The sequence below is a fragment of the Roseinatronobacter domitianus genome (assembly GCF_023336755.1).
Taxonomy (GTDB): domain Bacteria; phylum Pseudomonadota; class Alphaproteobacteria; order Rhodobacterales; family Rhodobacteraceae; genus Roseinatronobacter; species Roseinatronobacter domitianus.
In genome coordinates this window covers 23,978-39,691 of sequence record NZ_JALZWP010000007.1, presented here as the reverse complement: position 1 = coordinate 39,691, position 15,714 = coordinate 23,978, and the positions used below count along the sequence as shown (strand labels likewise).

Sequence of the window (15,714 nt, the reverse complement as noted above, 5' to 3'; positions counted from 1 at the left end):
TTTCATGCGTTTTTTGACCTGCGTCGCGGCTTGTGCGTTGGGCGGCGCGTTGCCTGCCGTTGCCCAAACCCCGAACCCTGCGGATTGGCCCGCCGTTCTGGAACAGGCGCGCGGTCAGACGGTCTATTGGCACGCTTGGGGCGGCGATCCGCGCATCAATGCTTTCATAGCGCAAGTGGGCGAGGTGCTGTCAGAACGCCATGATGTCACGCTGGAACATGTGCGCCTTGCAGATACCGCCGATGCAGTAACCCGCGTGGTGTCTGAACGCGCAGCGGGCCGCGACACGGGCGGCGCGGTAGATGCGATCTGGATCAACGGCGCAAATTTCGCATCCATGAAGGATCAGGGTCTGCTGTTTGGTCCGTTCGCCTATGACCTGCCCAATTGGCCCTTGGTCGACACCGATGCGAACCCGGCGGTCGAAATCGACTTCACCCTGCCGGTCGAGGGCTATGGCAGCCCTTGGGCGATGTTCCAGATGGTGTTCGAATATGACAGTCGGGCGGTGCCGGAACCGCCCCGCTCGTTGGATGCTTTGCGCGCATGGATTGCCGAGAACCCCGGACGCTTCACCTATCCGCAACCACCGGATTTCTTGGGCACATCCTTTCTGAAACAGGCGCTTTATGGCGTGCTGGATGACCCTTCGGTGCTGCTTGGCCCGACCGATGCCGTGGATTACGACACAGTGACGGCGCCGCTCTGGGCCTTTCTGGATGAAATCACGCCGAACCTGTGGCGTTCGGGCCGCGCCTATCCCGCGAACGAACCCGCGCTTGGCCAGCTTCTGGCCGATGCCGAGGTTGATATAGGCTTCTCGTTCAACCCCGGTCGCGCGTCGGCGGCGATTGCCGATGGCGAATTGCCCGACACGATCCGCACCATGGTGTTCGATGACGGCACGCTTGCGAATTCGTCTTACCTGTCCATCCCCTATAATGCCGCCAACAAAGCGGGGGCACTGGTTCTGGCGAACCTTATCCTTGACCCGCAAATTCAGGCATTGGCCCAAGATCCCGCCGTTCTGGGGTTTCAGACCGTGCTGGGTATGGACCGGCTTGCGCCAGAGGACCGCGCGCGTTTCGGCGCGCTGGAACTGGGCATTGCCACGCTTGCGCCTGACGCAATGGGCACCGGCCTGCTGGAACCACACCCAAGCTGGATGACCCGCGTGGCAGAGGATTGGACCGCACGTTACGGCACAGCTGAATGATCCGCGCCGCGCCGGGGCTGGTGGTCGCCCTTATGGCGCTGCCGGTTGCGGCGGGGCTGGCAGGCGCGGTGCTGCCTGCTTTCGGCTACTTCCCGGCCTTGGGAGGCGCGGCGTTCAGCCTTGACCCGTGGCGCGAGCTGCTGGCATGGCCGGGCCTTGGCGCGGCGGTGCGCTTGTCACTGTTTACCGGCATCGGCGCGACCGTGCTGTCGCTGGCCATAACCCTGCTGATCGTCGCCGCGTGGCAAGGCACGCGCAGTTTTCGCGTGGTGACAAGCCTGCTTGCGCCGCTTCTGTCCCTGCCCCATGCGGCGGCGGCCTTCGGGCTGGCCTTTCTGATCGCGCCCTCTGGATGGGTTGCGCGTGCCCTATCGCCTTGGGCGACGGGTTGGGACCGCCCGCCAGACCTGTTGATCGTGCATGACCAAGCGGGGCTGGCCCTGATCGCAGGGCTGGTCATGAAAGAAGTGCCATTCCTGATGTTGATGACACTTGCGGCGCTTGGCCAGACCGACAGCGCCCGGCGCATGGCGGTGGCACGCTCCTTGGGGTATGGCCGTGTGATCGGATGGACCAAGACAGTCCTGCCGGCAATCTACACGCAACTGCGGCTGCCTGTCTTTGCCGTACTGGCCTTTTCCATGTCCGTGGTCGATGTCGCCCTTATCCTTGGCCCAACACGCCCACCCACCCTTGCGGTGCAGGTGCTGGACTGGATGACCGCGCCCGACCTGTCCTTGCGCTTCACGGCAAGTGCCGGTGCCGTGCTGCAACTGCTGCTGGTTCTGGGCGCGCTGGCAGCTTGGGTCTTGGCAGAACGCCTGATCGCCGCACGCGGGCGCATCTGGGCATCACAGGGTGCGCGCGCGCCGGGCTGGGACCGCCCCTTGCGCGCGCTCGCAGCCCTGCCAACCCTGGCCATCGGGCTGGGCGTGGGGCTTGGGCTTGCGGGGCTTGCGCTTTGGTCGGTTGCAGGGCTGTGGCGTTTCCCGGACCTGCTGCCGCAAAACTTTGGTCTGCGCGTCTGGACGGACCAATCCCAACAGCTTTGGCGACTGGGCGGCACAACAGCCACGCTTGCCGGGCTGTCAGCGATGATTGCTCTGGCCCTGACAATCGCAGCGTTGCAGGCAGGCGCAACACGGGCCGTCGGGATCATCTACCTGCCGCTTCTTGTGCCACAAATCGCGTTCCTGCCCGGATTGTCTGCGCTTGGCTTATGGCTTGGGCTGGATGGCACCCTTGGCGCGGTGCTGTTGGTGCATCTTGTCTTTGTGCTGCCCTATGTCATGCTGTCCTTATCCGACCCTTGGAAAGCCTGGGACAGTCGCGCCGGGCTTGTGGCCGCGACGCTTGGCGCCGCGCCATGGCGGGTTTTGCTTGCCGTGCGATTGCCGATGCTGACACGCGCGCTTTGCATCGCCTTCGCGGTGGGATTCGCCACATCCGTTGCGCAATATCTGCCGACCTTGCTGATTGGCGCAGGACGGGTCGGCACCGTCACAACAGAAGCCGTAGCACTGGCGGCATCGGGCAACCGGCGGCTGATCGGGGTCTGGGCGGTGGTGCAAATGACATTGCCGCTGGCGGTTTTCGCACTGGCACTGGCGCTGCCCGCGCTGCTCGCGCGCCGTAGAAGAGGGCTGAGAGTGACATGACTTTGACGCTTGATAGCTTGCGCATTTCACGCGGTGGTCAGCCGATGGTCGCACTGGACACAACCATCGCCGCAGGCGAGGTGCTGACCATCATGGGCCCTTCCGGTTGCGGCAAGTCCACGGCCCTTGCGGCACTGGCCGGGGCCTTGCCCCCCGGTTTCAAAATGTCGGGGCGCATATATCTGAACGGGCGCGATATGACCGACCTGCCCACACATGCGCGCCGCATGGGACTATTGTTTCAAGATGACGTGTTGTTTCCACACCTCTCAGTCGCGGGCAATCTGGGCTTTGGCCTGCCGCGGGGTGTGCCCAGCCGCGATAGGCAGATCGCTCAGGCGCTCGACGCCGCCGGGCTAGACGGGATGGGCGCGCGCGACCCGGCAACGCTTTCGGGTGGGCAAAAGGCGCGGGTTGCGCTTATGCGGACATTGCTCAGCGCCCCGCAGGCGCTGCTCTTGGATGAACCTTTCTCAAAGCTCGACGCCAACCTGCGCGATCAGATTCGGGATTTCACCTTTGCACAGGCACGCGCCCTGCCCGTCATCCTTGTCACGCATGACCTCGAGGACGCTCGCGCAGCGGGCGGGCGGATCATTTCGGTGACGGGAGAGCCGCTTCACTGACCGCACGCTCTGCGAAAAAATCAAGCAAAGTATGATGCAGCCGCTCCAGCTTGAGCGGTTTTGTCAGACACGCGTCGAAACCCGCCTGAAGATAACTCTCAACCTGGTGCGACATGGCATTTGCCGTGAAAGCAAAGGCCGGTGTATTCTTTAGACCTGCGCGATTTTCTTCACAGCGAATGGTGTTCAGCAGGGTCACGCCGTCCATGCCCGGCATGGAAATGTCGAGGATCATCAGATCGAAGCGTTCCTTGCGCGATTTCTCGAGCGCGTCGAGCCCGTCATTGGCCAGCGTGACGCGCGCGCCCAATTGGCCCAGCATGATACTCAGGATCATCTGGTTGGTGCGGTTGTCATCTGCGGCGAGGATCGACATCGCGGGAAGGATGCGGGCGGTTTCATCGCCTGACACAGGTGTCACCGCGCGTGTTTGCGCATCAGGTGGCGCCAACGGGATCGGCAGATGAACCGATACCGTGGTTCCGACATCGGGGGCCGATTTTGTCTCGATCGTGCCGCCCATAAGGTCTACAAGGTTGCGCACGATCGACATGCCCAACCCGGTCCCGCCAAAACGGCGTGAAATGGTGCTGTCAGCCTGAGCAAACGGGTCGAACATGCGCGCATGTTGCGATTCGGTCATTCCAATGCCGGAATCTTCGATTGTCATGATGACAGAGCATTCATCGGGGGCGCTGATCTCGACAAACACATGGCCACGCTCGGTAAACTTGATCGCGTTCGAGATCATGTTGTGCAAGATCTGAGTCAGGCGCTGCGGGTCGCCCAAACGGTCCTGACCGAGCGGATCATTTATTTTCACACCGAAAGACAAACGCTTTTCGGACGCACGCAAGGTATGAACCTCTTCCGTGCGTCGCCCCAGATCCGTGAGTGAAAACGCGGTGGATTCGAGCTCCAGCGCGTCAGCCTCGATCTTTGACATGTCCAGAAGGTCGTTGATAATTCCCATCAACAACCCCCCGCTATCGCGCAGGATGTCGAGCATACGAACCTGTGCCGGGTCGGTCGTCATCTCTTCAAGAATGTCGGAAATGCCGAGTATCCCGTTCAGCGGCGTGCGAATTTCGTGGCTCATCTTGGCAAGAAAATTCGACTTGGCCACGTTGGCGCGATGCGCGTCCTGCAAAGCAGTTTCACGCGCCTGTTCGGCTTTTACCAAGCCTGTCACATCGGTCACGGAATACACGATAGAGGCAACGTCGACCCCATCGCGCGCGATCGGGGCGGCATTGATGGACGCGTAGCGCACGCCATCGTCGCAATGCAGCGCAATACGGTGGTTCTGCACCATTTCACCGGTTCGCTTGACAATACTGAACGGTTCTTGTGCGTCGGGCACCTTCTGCCCATTGATATCCGTAATCCGCCAATTCGGTGAGTTGTAGCTCTGCCCGATCATCTCGGCCACGGTCACACCCAAAACGCGCTCGGCCTCGTCATTGGCATAAATGATCGCGCCAGTATCCGACAACACAACGAAACCGGCGGCATTCGTGCTGACAATGCCCTTCAAGAACGCGCGCTCGCGAGCCAGGTCTTGTTCCGCACGGCGCATTTCTATCGTTGTCTTGCGTCGCATCAGGACTGATCGAACAACGTCTGCAAACGAGCGCAGCAGGTAGATTTCGCCAGGCAGGAATTTTCCGGCATTGCGCACGCTGTCGAACCCGACAAACCCGACCAGCGCTTCCTCGTCGATCATCGGCACGATCAAAAGCGAGCGTATCCCTTGTTGCGACAGGAATTCATGCTCGGTCGAATCGGTCGGCAAATCGGCAATATCGGGCAAATGAAACGCACCACCGGTGCGAATTGGGTCCAACATCCATTCGAACGCTTTGACTGGCAAATCCTGCAAATGCTCGATCATTGCCTCGGTGTGATCGCTACACCATTCATGGGTGTTGCTGCCCCGATCGCCTTCGATCACAAAGACATAGGTCCGATCTCGCCCGGTGAAACTGCCAAGCTGCGCCAAGCCGTCGTCAACGGCGCGGTCGACATGCTCGACCGGCACCGACAGAAGGCGGTTGATCAATTTGACCACAAGCGCCTGAATTTCGGTCAACCGTTGCTCGTTGTCACTATCCGGCATCGTCTTTTCCTGATCTGGGTCTGACATGGACAACCCTCGCCATCGGCGCCGGACAATTTCGGCTTCTACCATTTAAACAGCTTTCTTAAAATAGTCTTGGTTCCGTTCGGCACCAGTCTTGGTAGTCCAACCAAGGTTAAATTTCAATTTAAACGCGCAAGCGATTGTCGCGTCCGCAGCAAGCTGACGGTGCCGCGCGAATTGGGTTGCACTGGGACGGCCTTTGCCTATAACCCCGCCTCAATTTGCGCGGGCCCTTGTCAGGGCACGCGCCTGCGCGTGCAAGGGGGCCAGCCATGCCGAAAAGAACCGACATCCACTCCATCATGATTATCGGGGCCGGGCCCATCGTTATCGGACAGGCATGCGAATTCGACTATTCCGGCGCACAGGCCTGTAAGGCGCTGCGCGAGGAGGGATATCGGGTCATCCTGGTAAACTCGAACCCCGCAACGATCATGACCGATCCGGGGCTGGCGGATGCCACCTATATCGAGCCTATCACGCCCGAAATCGTTGCCAAAATCATCGAGAAAGAGCGCCCCGACGCGCTGCTGCCCACGATGGGCGGGCAAACCGGGCTGAACACCTCGCTGGCGCTGGCCGATATGGGCGTGCTGGAAAAATTCGGGGTCGAGTTGATCGGCGCGAATCGCGAGGCCATCGAAATGGCCGAGGACCGCAAACTGTTCCGCGAGGCAATGGACCGCATCGGGCTGGAAAACCCCAAAGCGACAATCGTTGCCGCGCCAAAGCTCGAAACCGGCAAGTATGACATCAATGCCGGGGTTGCTGCGGCGATAGAGGCAATTGAATATGTCGGCCTGCCCGCGATCATTCGCCCAGCTTATACGCTGGGCGGCACGGGTGGCGGCGTGGCCTATAACCGCGACGATTACGAACGCATCTGCCGTTCGGGGCTGGATGCATCGCCCGTCGCCCAAATTCTCGTCGATGAATCGCTGCTGGGCTGGAAAGAGTATGAAATGGAAGTCGTGCGCGACCGCGCCGACAACGCCATCATCGTCTGTTCCATTGAAAACGTGGACCCGATGGGCGTGCATACGGGCGATTCCATCACCGTGGCCCCTGCCCTGACACTGACCGACAAGGAATACCAGATCATGCGCAATGGCTCTATTGCCGTGCTGCGCGAGATCGGGGTGGAAACTGGCGGGTCCAACGTGCAATGGGCGATCAACCCAGCTGATGGGCGCATGGTGGTAATCGAGATGAACCCGCGTGTGTCGCGCTCCTCGGCGCTGGCGTCAAAGGCCACGGGTTTCCCGATTGCCAAGATCGCGGCCAAGCTGGCCATCGGCTACACACTGGACGAGCTGGACAATGATATCACGAAAGTGACACCTGCCAGTTTCGAGCCGACCATAGATTATGTTGTCACGAAAATCCCAAGGTTCGCTTTTGAAAAGTTCGCGGGTTCCAAGCCGGAACTGACCACCGCCATGAAATCGGTGGGCGAGGCGATGGCGATTGGCCGGACCTTCCACGAATCCATGCAAAAGGCGCTGGCTAGCATGGAAACCGGCCTGAGCGGGTTTGACGAAATCGTCATTCCCGGCGCACCTGACCGCGCGGCGATCATCAAGGCCATCAGCGCCCAGACCCCCGACCGTTTGCGCCTGATTGCGCAAGCCATGCGCGAGGGGCTGTCAGACGACGAAATTCAGGCCGCGACGTCCTTTGACCCGTGGTTCTTGGCGCGCATCCGCGAAATCATGGACATGGAAGCCCGCATCCGGGCCGATGGGCTGCCTGTCTCTGCCGATGGGCTGCGCGAGTTGAAAATGTTTGGCTTCACCGATGCCCGGCTTGCCGCGCTGACCGGGCGCGACGAAGGGCAGGTTCGCCGCGCGCGCCGCAATCTGGGCGTGAACGCGGTGTTCAAACGGATCGACACTTGCGCCGCAGAGTTCGAAGCCCAGACCCCCTACATGTATTCGACCTATGAAACCCCTGTCATGGGCGATGCCGAATGCGAAGCGCGCCCGTCTGACCGCAAGAAAGTGGTCATCCTTGGCGGTGGCCCGAACCGGATCGGTCAAGGGATCGAGTTTGACTATTGCTGCTGCCATGCCTGTTTCGCGCTGACCGATGTCGGCTATGAAACGATCATGATTAACTGCAACCCCGAAACCGTGTCGACCGATTACGACACCTCGGACCGGTTGTATTTTGAGCCGCTGACATTGGAACATGTGCTGGAAATTCTGCGGGTCGAGCAGGATAACGGAACGCTCCACGGTGTGATCGTGCAGTTTGGCGGGCAGACGCCCTTGAAGCTGGCGAATGCTTTGCAAGATGAGGGAATCCCCATTCTTGGCACCAGCCCCGACGCGATTGACTTGGCCGAAGACCGCGAGCGTTTTCAGGCGCTCCTGAACAAGCTGGGACTGCGCCAGCCGGTCAACGGCATCGCATCCAGCCCCGAACAGGCATTCCAGATCGCGCAGAAGGTCGGCTATCCGCTGGTGATCCGCCCGTCCTATGTGCTGGGCGGCCGCGCGATGGAGATTGTCCGCGATGACGCCCACCTGGAGCGCTATATCCGCGACGCGGTGCAGGTGTCGGGCAAGAACCCCGTTCTGCTCGACAGCTACCTGATCGGCGCGGTCGAAGTGGATGTGGATGCGCTATGTGATGGCCAGAACGTGCATGTCGCGGGCATCATGCAGCATATCGAGGAAGCGGGTGTGCATTCGGGCGACAGTGCGTGCTCGCTGCCCCCTTACTCGCTGGATGCCGCCACCATTGCCGAATTGCGCGTGCAGACCGAAGCCATGGCGCGCGGGCTGAACGTGGTCGGCCTGATGAACGTGCAATTTGCCATCAAGGATGGCGACATTTACGTTTTGGAAGTGAACCCACGCGCCAGTCGCACCGTGCCCTTTGTCGCCAAAGCGACCGACAGCGCGATTGCGTCGATCGCGGCGCGGCTGATGGCGGGCGAACCGCTGTCAAACTTCCCGATGCGTGCGCCGATCACGGCAGATGTCGCCCCGTCCGAGCCCCTGCCAATGGGCGACCCTATGACCTTGGCCGACCCCCAAACACCTTGGTTCTCTGTCAAGGAAGCCGTGCTGCCCTTTGCGCGCTTCCCCGGTGTCGACACGCTGTTGGGGCCAGAGATGCGCTCCACGGGCGAGGTGATGGGCTGGGCCCGCCGCTTTGACCGCGCCTTCTACAAGGCGCAGTTGGGTGCAGGTGTGGACCTGCCCAGCGAAGGACGCGTGTTCTTGTCGATCAAGGATTACGACAAGGGGCCGATGATGGTCGAGGCCGCGCAATTGCTGGTCGAGATGGGCTTTGCCATCGTCGCCACACGCGGCACCGCCGACTGGCTGGCCACGCAGGACGTGCCCTGCGAGGTCGTCAACAAGGTCTATGAGGGCCGCCCGAATATCGTGGACCTGCTGAAAAGTGGCGAAATCGCCATGGTGCTGAACACCACCGAAGGCGCGCAAGCCATAGAGGACAGCCGCGAAATTCGCGCGGTCGCGCTCTATGACAAGATCCCCTATTACACCACTGCGGCGGGCAGCCACGCAGCGGTGCAGGCGATCCGGGCTATGCGCGAAGGCAATATCGGAGTGCGCGCGCTGCAACACGCGGCGGCGGAGTAATCCGCCGCCTCAGCGGTCCGGCTGCAACCCGCTTGGCAGAGTGTCGGGCGCACCCAAGCGCCCGTCCAGCGATGCCGGATCGCTGAGTGCGTCCAGAAACGCCAAAATCATCCCGATCTCGGCGTCTGACAGCGCGGGCATGGCGTAACGTCGCATCGTGCTTGCGGCGGCCTTCTTGACCGCGCCAAGCTGCATCCGGTTCGACAGCGCGCCATAATCCTGTACCGCACTGGCCAGTTGCGGCAGAACCGCTTGCGGGCTGTAGCGCTCCAGGCCTTTGACCGGGTCCATGTGGTGGATCAGGAAATCGCGCAGGTCGGAAAATGCACCGGCATGGCCCCACGGGCCGCTATGCACCACGTTGCGCAACATCGGCGTGCGAAAGGCGTAAGCATCAGAGCGGTCCAGTGTAAACGCCGCGCGCCCAATGTCGCGCGTATACCCGTGGGAGTCGCGTTCCTTGCCCGGCCCGATGGGTGGCTCCCCCATGGCGTGAAAGCGCTGATCGCTGAGCAATGGCCCCGAATGGCATTCGGCGCAGCGCGCCTTCCCAAAGAACAGCCGCATCCCTTCCCCCGCCTCGGGCGAGAGCGCGGCCTCTTCGCGCATGTAACGGTCAAAGGCGGTGTCGTTGGCGCGGAATTCGTGACTGATAAAGGCGGCAATGGCATTGGCTATCTCATCTATCCCCACCGCGGCGTCCTGCCCGCGCCATGCGGCAAAGCCGGTGCGATATCCGTCCAGCGCATCAACACGCGCGGCCAGCAACCCCCAAGCGCCCGTATCCCCATGAATACGCTCTTGCGCCACGGCGGTGGCGATTTCGTTTTCACCGGCACGCCCGGCCATCTCTGCATGGGACAGCACCGGGAACAACGCTTGCGTGGCCAGAATACTGTCCAACGCCATATACTCCAATGGCCCTTGCGGCGTCAGAACCGCTGCGGGATTGGACGGATCGCGCTCCACACGACCGTCATGGAATAAGACGCGAATATCCCGCGCTCCCAAGTTCCAGAGCGCAGGCGCGTTGCGCGGAATGCGCTCGGCGGCGGCATACGGGCCGGTCGGGCTGCGGTCATCCCCCAGCCCTACAGCCCCTGTGCCCAACCCAAGCGACACCCCATCGCCAGAGGCCAGCGTCGGGTGATGGCAGGTTGCACAGGACACGTCCTTGTTGCCCGAAAGCACGGGATCGAAAAACAGGTCGCGCCCGATTTCGGCAAGCGCCAGATCGACCGGCGCGAACATGTCATCAATCAGCCCTTCTGGCCGGGTCGGCACGGCAAAGGGGCGCGGCGGCGGGCGACGGATGACCACGGGCGCCAGAAGGCGCCCTGCCGGGACCGCAGCCTCTGGGCGGAGTTGCGGTGCCGCCGGGGTCGCGGTTTGGGATGCAGACGGCGCCTCAGATGGGCGGGCATAAGGGCCGACACCGAATATCTCTCCCATCATGGAAGCCGCCCGCGCATCGCCCTGTGCCGCGGCTTCACGCATCGCGCGATAGGCGGTGGCAAAATCGCCGCGTTCCAAGGCCGAGAACCCAGATTCCAGCGATTGTGCGACAGCGTTCGGGGCGCTGATACCCAAGGAAACCGCAGCCGCAATCACGTTAATGGAAAAACGAGGCATCAAAATCTCCGGCAAACCGATTAAAACGTCTTAATTCGTGAAGCCTAGACCACCGCAGGCCCGACACCAAAAACAATTTGCCCAAGCAGCCAAAACAACCGCGTCACGCCATAAAAAAGGCCGCCCCGAGGGACGGCCTTTCCGTAAGTTCATGCGCCGGGCAGGCTTACATCATGCCGCCCATGCCGCCCATGCCACCCATGTCGGGCATGCCGCCGCCAGAGTTCGAACCTTTGGGCTCGGGCTTGTCAGCGATCATGGCTTCGGTGGTGATAAGCAGGCCAGCAACCGAAGACGCATCTTGCAACGCGGTGCGCACGACCTTTGCGGGGTCGATCACGCCGAATTTGAACATGTCGCCATATTCGTCGGTCTGCGCGTTAAACCCGAAGGTTTTGTCATCGGATTCGCGGATCTTGCCGGCCACAACGGAACCATCGACGCCTGCATTTTCAGCAATCTGGCGCAGCGGTGCTTCAAGTGCACGACGCACGATCGAGATACCGACATTCTGGTCGGGGTTCTCACCTTGCAGGCCGTCAAGGGCTTTTGCACCCTGGATCAGGGCCACACCGCCGCCAACGACGATACCTTCCTGAACGGCTGCGCGGGTCGCATTCAGCGCGTCATCGACACGATCCTTGCGCTCTTTCACTTCGACTTCGCTCATGCCACCGACGCGAATGACGGCAACACCGCCAGCCAGCTTGGCCAGACGCTCTTGCAGTTTCTCGCGGTCGTAATCGCTGGTGGTTTCCTCGATCTGCGAGCGGATCTGGGCAACGCGTGCTTCGATCTCTGCTTTCTCGCCGGAACCATCCACGATGGTGGTGTTGTCTTTGGTGATGGAGACGCGCTTGGCGGTGCCCAGCATGTCCATGGTCACGCTTTCCAGCTTCATGCCAAGGTCTTCGCTGATGACCTGACCGCCGGTCAGAACCGCGATGTCTTGCAGCATGGCTTTGCGGCGATCGCCGAAGCCAGGAGCTTTGACAGCCGCGATCTTCAGACCGCCGCGCAGCTTGTTCACGACCAAGGTGGCCAGTGCTTCGCCTTCAACGTCTTCGGCAATAATCAGCAGCGGCTTTTGCGACTGGATGACCTGCTCCAGCAGCGGAACCATCGGCTGTAGCGAGGACAGCTTCTTCTCATGGATCAGGATGAGCGCATCATCGAGTTCCGCAATCATCTTGTCGCCGTTGGTCACGAAATAGGGCGACAGATAACCACGGTCGAACTGCATGCCTTCGACGACATCGGTTTCTGTTTCCAGACCCTTGTTTTCTTCGACGGTGATGACGCCCTCGTTGCCGACCTTCTGCATGGCATCGGCGATCTGACGGCCGATTTCACGCTCGCCATTGGCCGAAATCGTGCCGACCTGCGCAACTTCGTCGCTGTCATTGACCGGACGGGCCGATGCCATGATCGCTTCGACGACCTTCTTGGTCGCAAGATCGATGCCGCGCTTGAGGTCCATCGGGTTCATGCCAGCGGCAACCGATTTCAGACCTTCGCGCACGATTGCTTGTGCCAGAACGGTCGCGGTGGTGGTGCCGTCGCCCGCTTCGTCATTGGTGCGCGAGGCGACTTCTTTCACCATTTGCGCGCCCATGTTCTCGAACTTGTCTTCCAGTTCGATTTCCTTGGCAACCGACACACCGTCTTTGGTGATACGGGGCGCACCGAAGGATTTGTCGATGACCACGTTGCGGCCTTTGGGGCCCAGCGTGACCTTGACAGCATCGGCCAGAATGTTGACGCCGCGCAGCATACGGTCGCGGGCGTTGGTGTTGAATTTGACGTCCTTAGCAGCCATTTTGGTGCCTCCTGGTTGTCTGAATTGAATAGGTCAGGTGCGAGATCAGGCGATAACGCCCAGAATGTCGCTTTCCTTCATGATCAGAAGCTCTTCACCATCGACGGTGACTTCGGTGCCGGACCACTTGCCGAACAGAACGCGGTCGCCCGCTTTGACGGCAGGTGCGATCAATTCGCCCGAATCCTTGCGTGCGCCATCGCCGGTGGAAATGATCTCGCCTTCGGCGGGCTTTTCCTTGGCGGTTTCGGGAATGATAAGACCACCCTTGGTCTTTTCTTCACCTTCGACGCGACGAACAAGCACACGATCGTGCAGCGGTTTGAATGCCATCTGAGAACACTCCCTTGGTTCCAGGTTGAATTTGATTAGCACTCGTATCGGGTGAGTGCTAACGACGCATAGGTAGGCAGGCTGCGACAGCCTGTCAACGGGTCCGTTGGCAAAAATCTTTCGCTTTGGCGCCCTTGTAATTGGGTGTCCGCAAGCAGGCTCGCAACAGTGGATGACAACCCTCGTCATAGCGCCTATAAGCCGCCCGAAAACCATAGACAGACGGGGCAGCACACTATGACAATGCTTGTTTTCGGCCATCTTTCGCCCGACACGGATTCGACAGGGTCGCCCATAATCTGGGCATGGTTCCTGACCGAGGTGAAGAAAACCCCGGCAGAGGCGGTGCTGCTGGGCGAACCCAACACCGAAGCGGCGTTTGTGCTGACGCATTGGGACTGCCCCAAGCCGCGGATCGTGACCGAGATTGCTGATGGCACGCCTGCCGTCATCGTGGACACCAACAACCCCGGCGAGTTGCCCGCCAACATCAACGCACTGGATGTGACTGCGATTATTGACCACCACAAGCTGGTCGGCGGTCTGGAAACCAAAGGGCCAATCGACATTACCATTCGCCCGCTGGCCTGCACCGCGACCATCATGCACAGCCTGATCGGCAAACACATGGCGCAAGCGCCGCGCTTTGTGAAAGGGCTGATGCTGTCTTGCATCCTGTCGGACACGCTGGAATTCCGTTCGCCCACCACCACGCAGGAAGACCGCGCCATTGCCCATGCACTGGCCGATGATCTGGGCGTGGATATGGGCGAATTGGCCAGCGCGATGTTTGCCGCCAAATCGGATGTCTCGGCGTTTTCGGATGCGGAATTGCTGCGGATGGACAGCAAAAATTACGAGGTTGGCGGCAAGAAATTTCGCGTCTCTGTGCTGGAGACCACCTCGCCAGAGCAGATCCTGTCGCGCAAGGACAGCCTGATGACCAGCATGGACAGCGTCGCCACAGAGGACGGCGCCGATCAGGTGCTGCTATTCGTGGTCGATATTCTGCGCGAGGAAGCGACCATGTTGGTTCCCAATGACCTGACACGCACGGTGGCGGAAAAGTCCTTCGGCGCTTTCGTGACGGGCGATACGGTCGTTCTGCCCGGCGTCATGAGCCGCAAGAAACAGATCATCCCCGTTTTGGCAGTTTGAAAGGCCCAACATGACCCGCATCCTGCAAAGTTTTGCCGAGGTCTCGGCAGATTATGACCTTGCCTTGGTGGACCTTTGGGGCTGCGTGCATAATGGTGAGGCCATCTACCCGGCAGCCGAAGCCGCACTGATCGCCTTTCGCAAAGCTCGCAAGCGAGTCATTCTGGTGACAAACGCGCCCCGTCCCGAGGCGGGCGTGCGGGCACGGCTGGATGAGATGGGCCTGTCGCATGACGCTTATGACGCGATCGCAACATCGGGCGACGCGGCGCAGCAAGCCATGCTGATGGGCGCGGTGGGCACGAAGGTCTGGCATCTTGGCCCGGACAAGGATGACGGTTTTTTCACCGACCTGCCCGACTGGGCCAGCGACCGCCCTGCGATTGAGCGCGTCAGCTACGACGAAGCCGAGGGCATTGTCTGCACCGGCCCATTCGAGGAGTTGACCGAAACCCCCGAGGACTATCGCGGGCGCTTTCTGGCGGCCAAGGCGCGCGGGCTGAAGCTGCTCTGTGCCAACCCCGATATTGTTGTCGATTACGGCGATACCCGCATTTATTGCGCGGGCGCATTGGCGCAGCTTTATGACCGGATGGGCGGTGAGAGCCTTTATTTCGGCAAGCCTCACCCACCAATCTACGATCTGGCCCGCCGCCACGCACTAAAGCTGGGGCTGACCTTTGCAGAGGACCGCGTGATCGCCATTGGCGATGGCATCCAGACTGACGTTAAAGGCGGTGTAGCCGAAGGGGTGGATACGCTGTTCATCACCGGTGGGCTTGCGGCAGAGGAATTCGGCGCGGATGTGGAACAGCCGGAACAATCGCCGCTTGATGCGTGGTTACAAAGCGAAGAGCAATCGCCTACCTTTGCGATTGGGCGGCTTCGGTAAAGGCGGTTTTGACGTTCATTGCGACAGAATGCCACGCAACATAATTACACCATAAACCCGCCATACTGACATTTTATTACGCAAGCCACTTGCGCGACTCGGCCTGATGGGCTATCGCTGCACCGCAACATGGCCCGGAACCTTTGAAAGGCGTGATACGATGTTGGACAATGGCATGAATGACAATTTCCCGCGTGGCACGATCTGTATCGAAGATCTTGAAATCGGGATGGCGCGCCATCTGCAAAAGGAAATCACCGACCGCGACATCGAATTATTCGCCGAGGTGTCGACCGACCGCAACCCGGTGCATCTGGACGACTCCTATGCGCAGGACACGATCTTTGAAGGCCGGATCGCGCATGGCATGCTGACCGCCGGGCTGATCTCTGCCGTGATCGGCGAGCAGCTGCCCGGCCATGGCACGATTTATATGGGCCAGTCGTTGAAGTTCATGGCCCCTGTGCGCCCAGGTGACGTGGTGCGCGCCGAGGTGACGGTTTTGACAATCGACTATGGCAAACGCCGTGTGACCCTTGATTGTCGCTGCACGGTGGGGGATATGACGGTTCTGAAGGGCGAAGCCACCGTGCTCGCCCCCAGCCGCAAATTCGACTAAG

Annotated in this window: 11 protein-coding genes; 7 read left to right on the top strand and 4 right to left on the bottom strand. The window is 60.7% G+C overall.

The annotated features are described in order from the left end of the window. The first annotated feature begins 4 nt into the window (after positions 1-4). The 3 genes from M3N55_RS08575 to M3N55_RS08565 are packed head-to-tail and all read left to right on the top strand — an operon-like array spanning position 5 to position 3,500. On the top strand, positions 5-1,216 hold the full coding sequence (locus M3N55_RS08575) for an ABC transporter substrate-binding protein (RefSeq protein ID WP_249058116.1): 1,212 nt from the start codon (positions 5-7) through the stop codon (positions 1,214-1,216). After that, positions 1,213-2,874: an ABC transporter permease gene (locus M3N55_RS08570; RefSeq protein WP_249058115.1), complete on the top strand. Its 1,662-nt coding sequence runs from the start codon at positions 1,213-1,215 to the stop codon at positions 2,872-2,874. Before M3N55_RS08575 ends, M3N55_RS08570 begins: the two co-directional genes overlap by 4 nt. Next, the gene (locus M3N55_RS08565; protein ID WP_249058114.1) at positions 2,871-3,500 is read left to right on the top strand and encodes an ATP-binding cassette domain-containing protein; all 630 of its coding nucleotides are present in this window, start codon (positions 2,871-2,873) and stop codon (positions 3,498-3,500) included. The genes M3N55_RS08570 and M3N55_RS08565 overlap by 4 nt, the downstream gene beginning before the upstream one ends. Here the strand turns inward: M3N55_RS08565 and M3N55_RS08560 are convergent. Beyond that, positions 3,469-5,646 carry a hybrid sensor histidine kinase/response regulator gene (locus tag M3N55_RS08560; protein ID WP_249058113.1) on the bottom strand — a complete coding sequence of 726 codons (2,178 nt, stop codon included), beginning with the start codon at positions 5,644-5,646 and terminating at the stop codon, positions 3,469-3,471. The genes M3N55_RS08565 and M3N55_RS08560 overlap by 32 nt on opposite strands. A 269-nt stretch (positions 5,647-5,915) precedes the next feature. Here M3N55_RS08560 and carB point away from each other — a divergent pair, with 269 nt between their 5' ends. Continuing rightward, positions 5,916-9,260, top strand: a complete 3,345-nt coding sequence (carB, locus tag M3N55_RS08555; protein WP_249058112.1) for a carbamoyl-phosphate synthase large subunit — start codon at positions 5,916-5,918, stop codon at positions 9,258-9,260. A gap of 9 nt (positions 9,261-9,269) precedes the next feature. Here carB and M3N55_RS08550 read toward each other — a convergent pair whose 3' ends face one another. The 3 genes from M3N55_RS08550 to M3N55_RS08540 form a co-directional block, all read right to left on the bottom strand. After that, positions 9,270-10,892 carry a cytochrome-c peroxidase gene (locus M3N55_RS08550; protein ID WP_249058111.1) on the bottom strand — a complete coding sequence of 541 codons (1,623 nt, stop codon included), beginning with the start codon at positions 10,890-10,892 and terminating at the stop codon, positions 9,270-9,272. Positions 10,893-11,058: 166 nt separating this feature from the next. Continuing rightward, complete coding sequence (groL, locus tag M3N55_RS08545; protein ID WP_249058110.1) at positions 11,059-12,711, bottom strand: chaperonin GroEL; 1,653 nt, start codon at positions 12,709-12,711, stop codon at positions 11,059-11,061. A 45-nt stretch (positions 12,712-12,756) separates the two neighbouring features. Further along, complete coding sequence (locus M3N55_RS08540; protein WP_249058109.1) at positions 12,757-13,044, bottom strand: co-chaperone GroES; 288 nt, start codon at positions 13,042-13,044, stop codon at positions 12,757-12,759. Between the two features lie 237 nt (positions 13,045-13,281). Here M3N55_RS08540 and M3N55_RS08535 point away from each other — a divergent pair, with 237 nt between their 5' ends. The 3 genes from M3N55_RS08535 (at position 13,282) to M3N55_RS08525 (ending at position 15,713) form a co-directional block, all read left to right on the top strand. Continuing rightward, positions 13,282-14,202: a manganese-dependent inorganic pyrophosphatase gene (locus tag M3N55_RS08535; protein WP_249058108.1), complete on the top strand. Its 921-nt coding sequence runs from the start codon at positions 13,282-13,284 to the stop codon at positions 14,200-14,202. A gap of 10 nt (positions 14,203-14,212) precedes the next feature. Further along, positions 14,213-15,094: a TIGR01459 family HAD-type hydrolase gene (locus M3N55_RS08530; protein WP_249058107.1), complete on the top strand. Its 882-nt coding sequence runs from the start codon at positions 14,213-14,215 to the stop codon at positions 15,092-15,094. Positions 15,095-15,269: 175 nt separating this feature from the next. Continuing rightward, positions 15,270-15,713 (top strand): MaoC family dehydratase, encoded by a 444-nt coding sequence (locus M3N55_RS08525; RefSeq protein WP_249058263.1) that lies wholly within the window; start codon positions 15,270-15,272, stop codon positions 15,711-15,713. Position 15,714 lies beyond the last annotated feature (1 nt).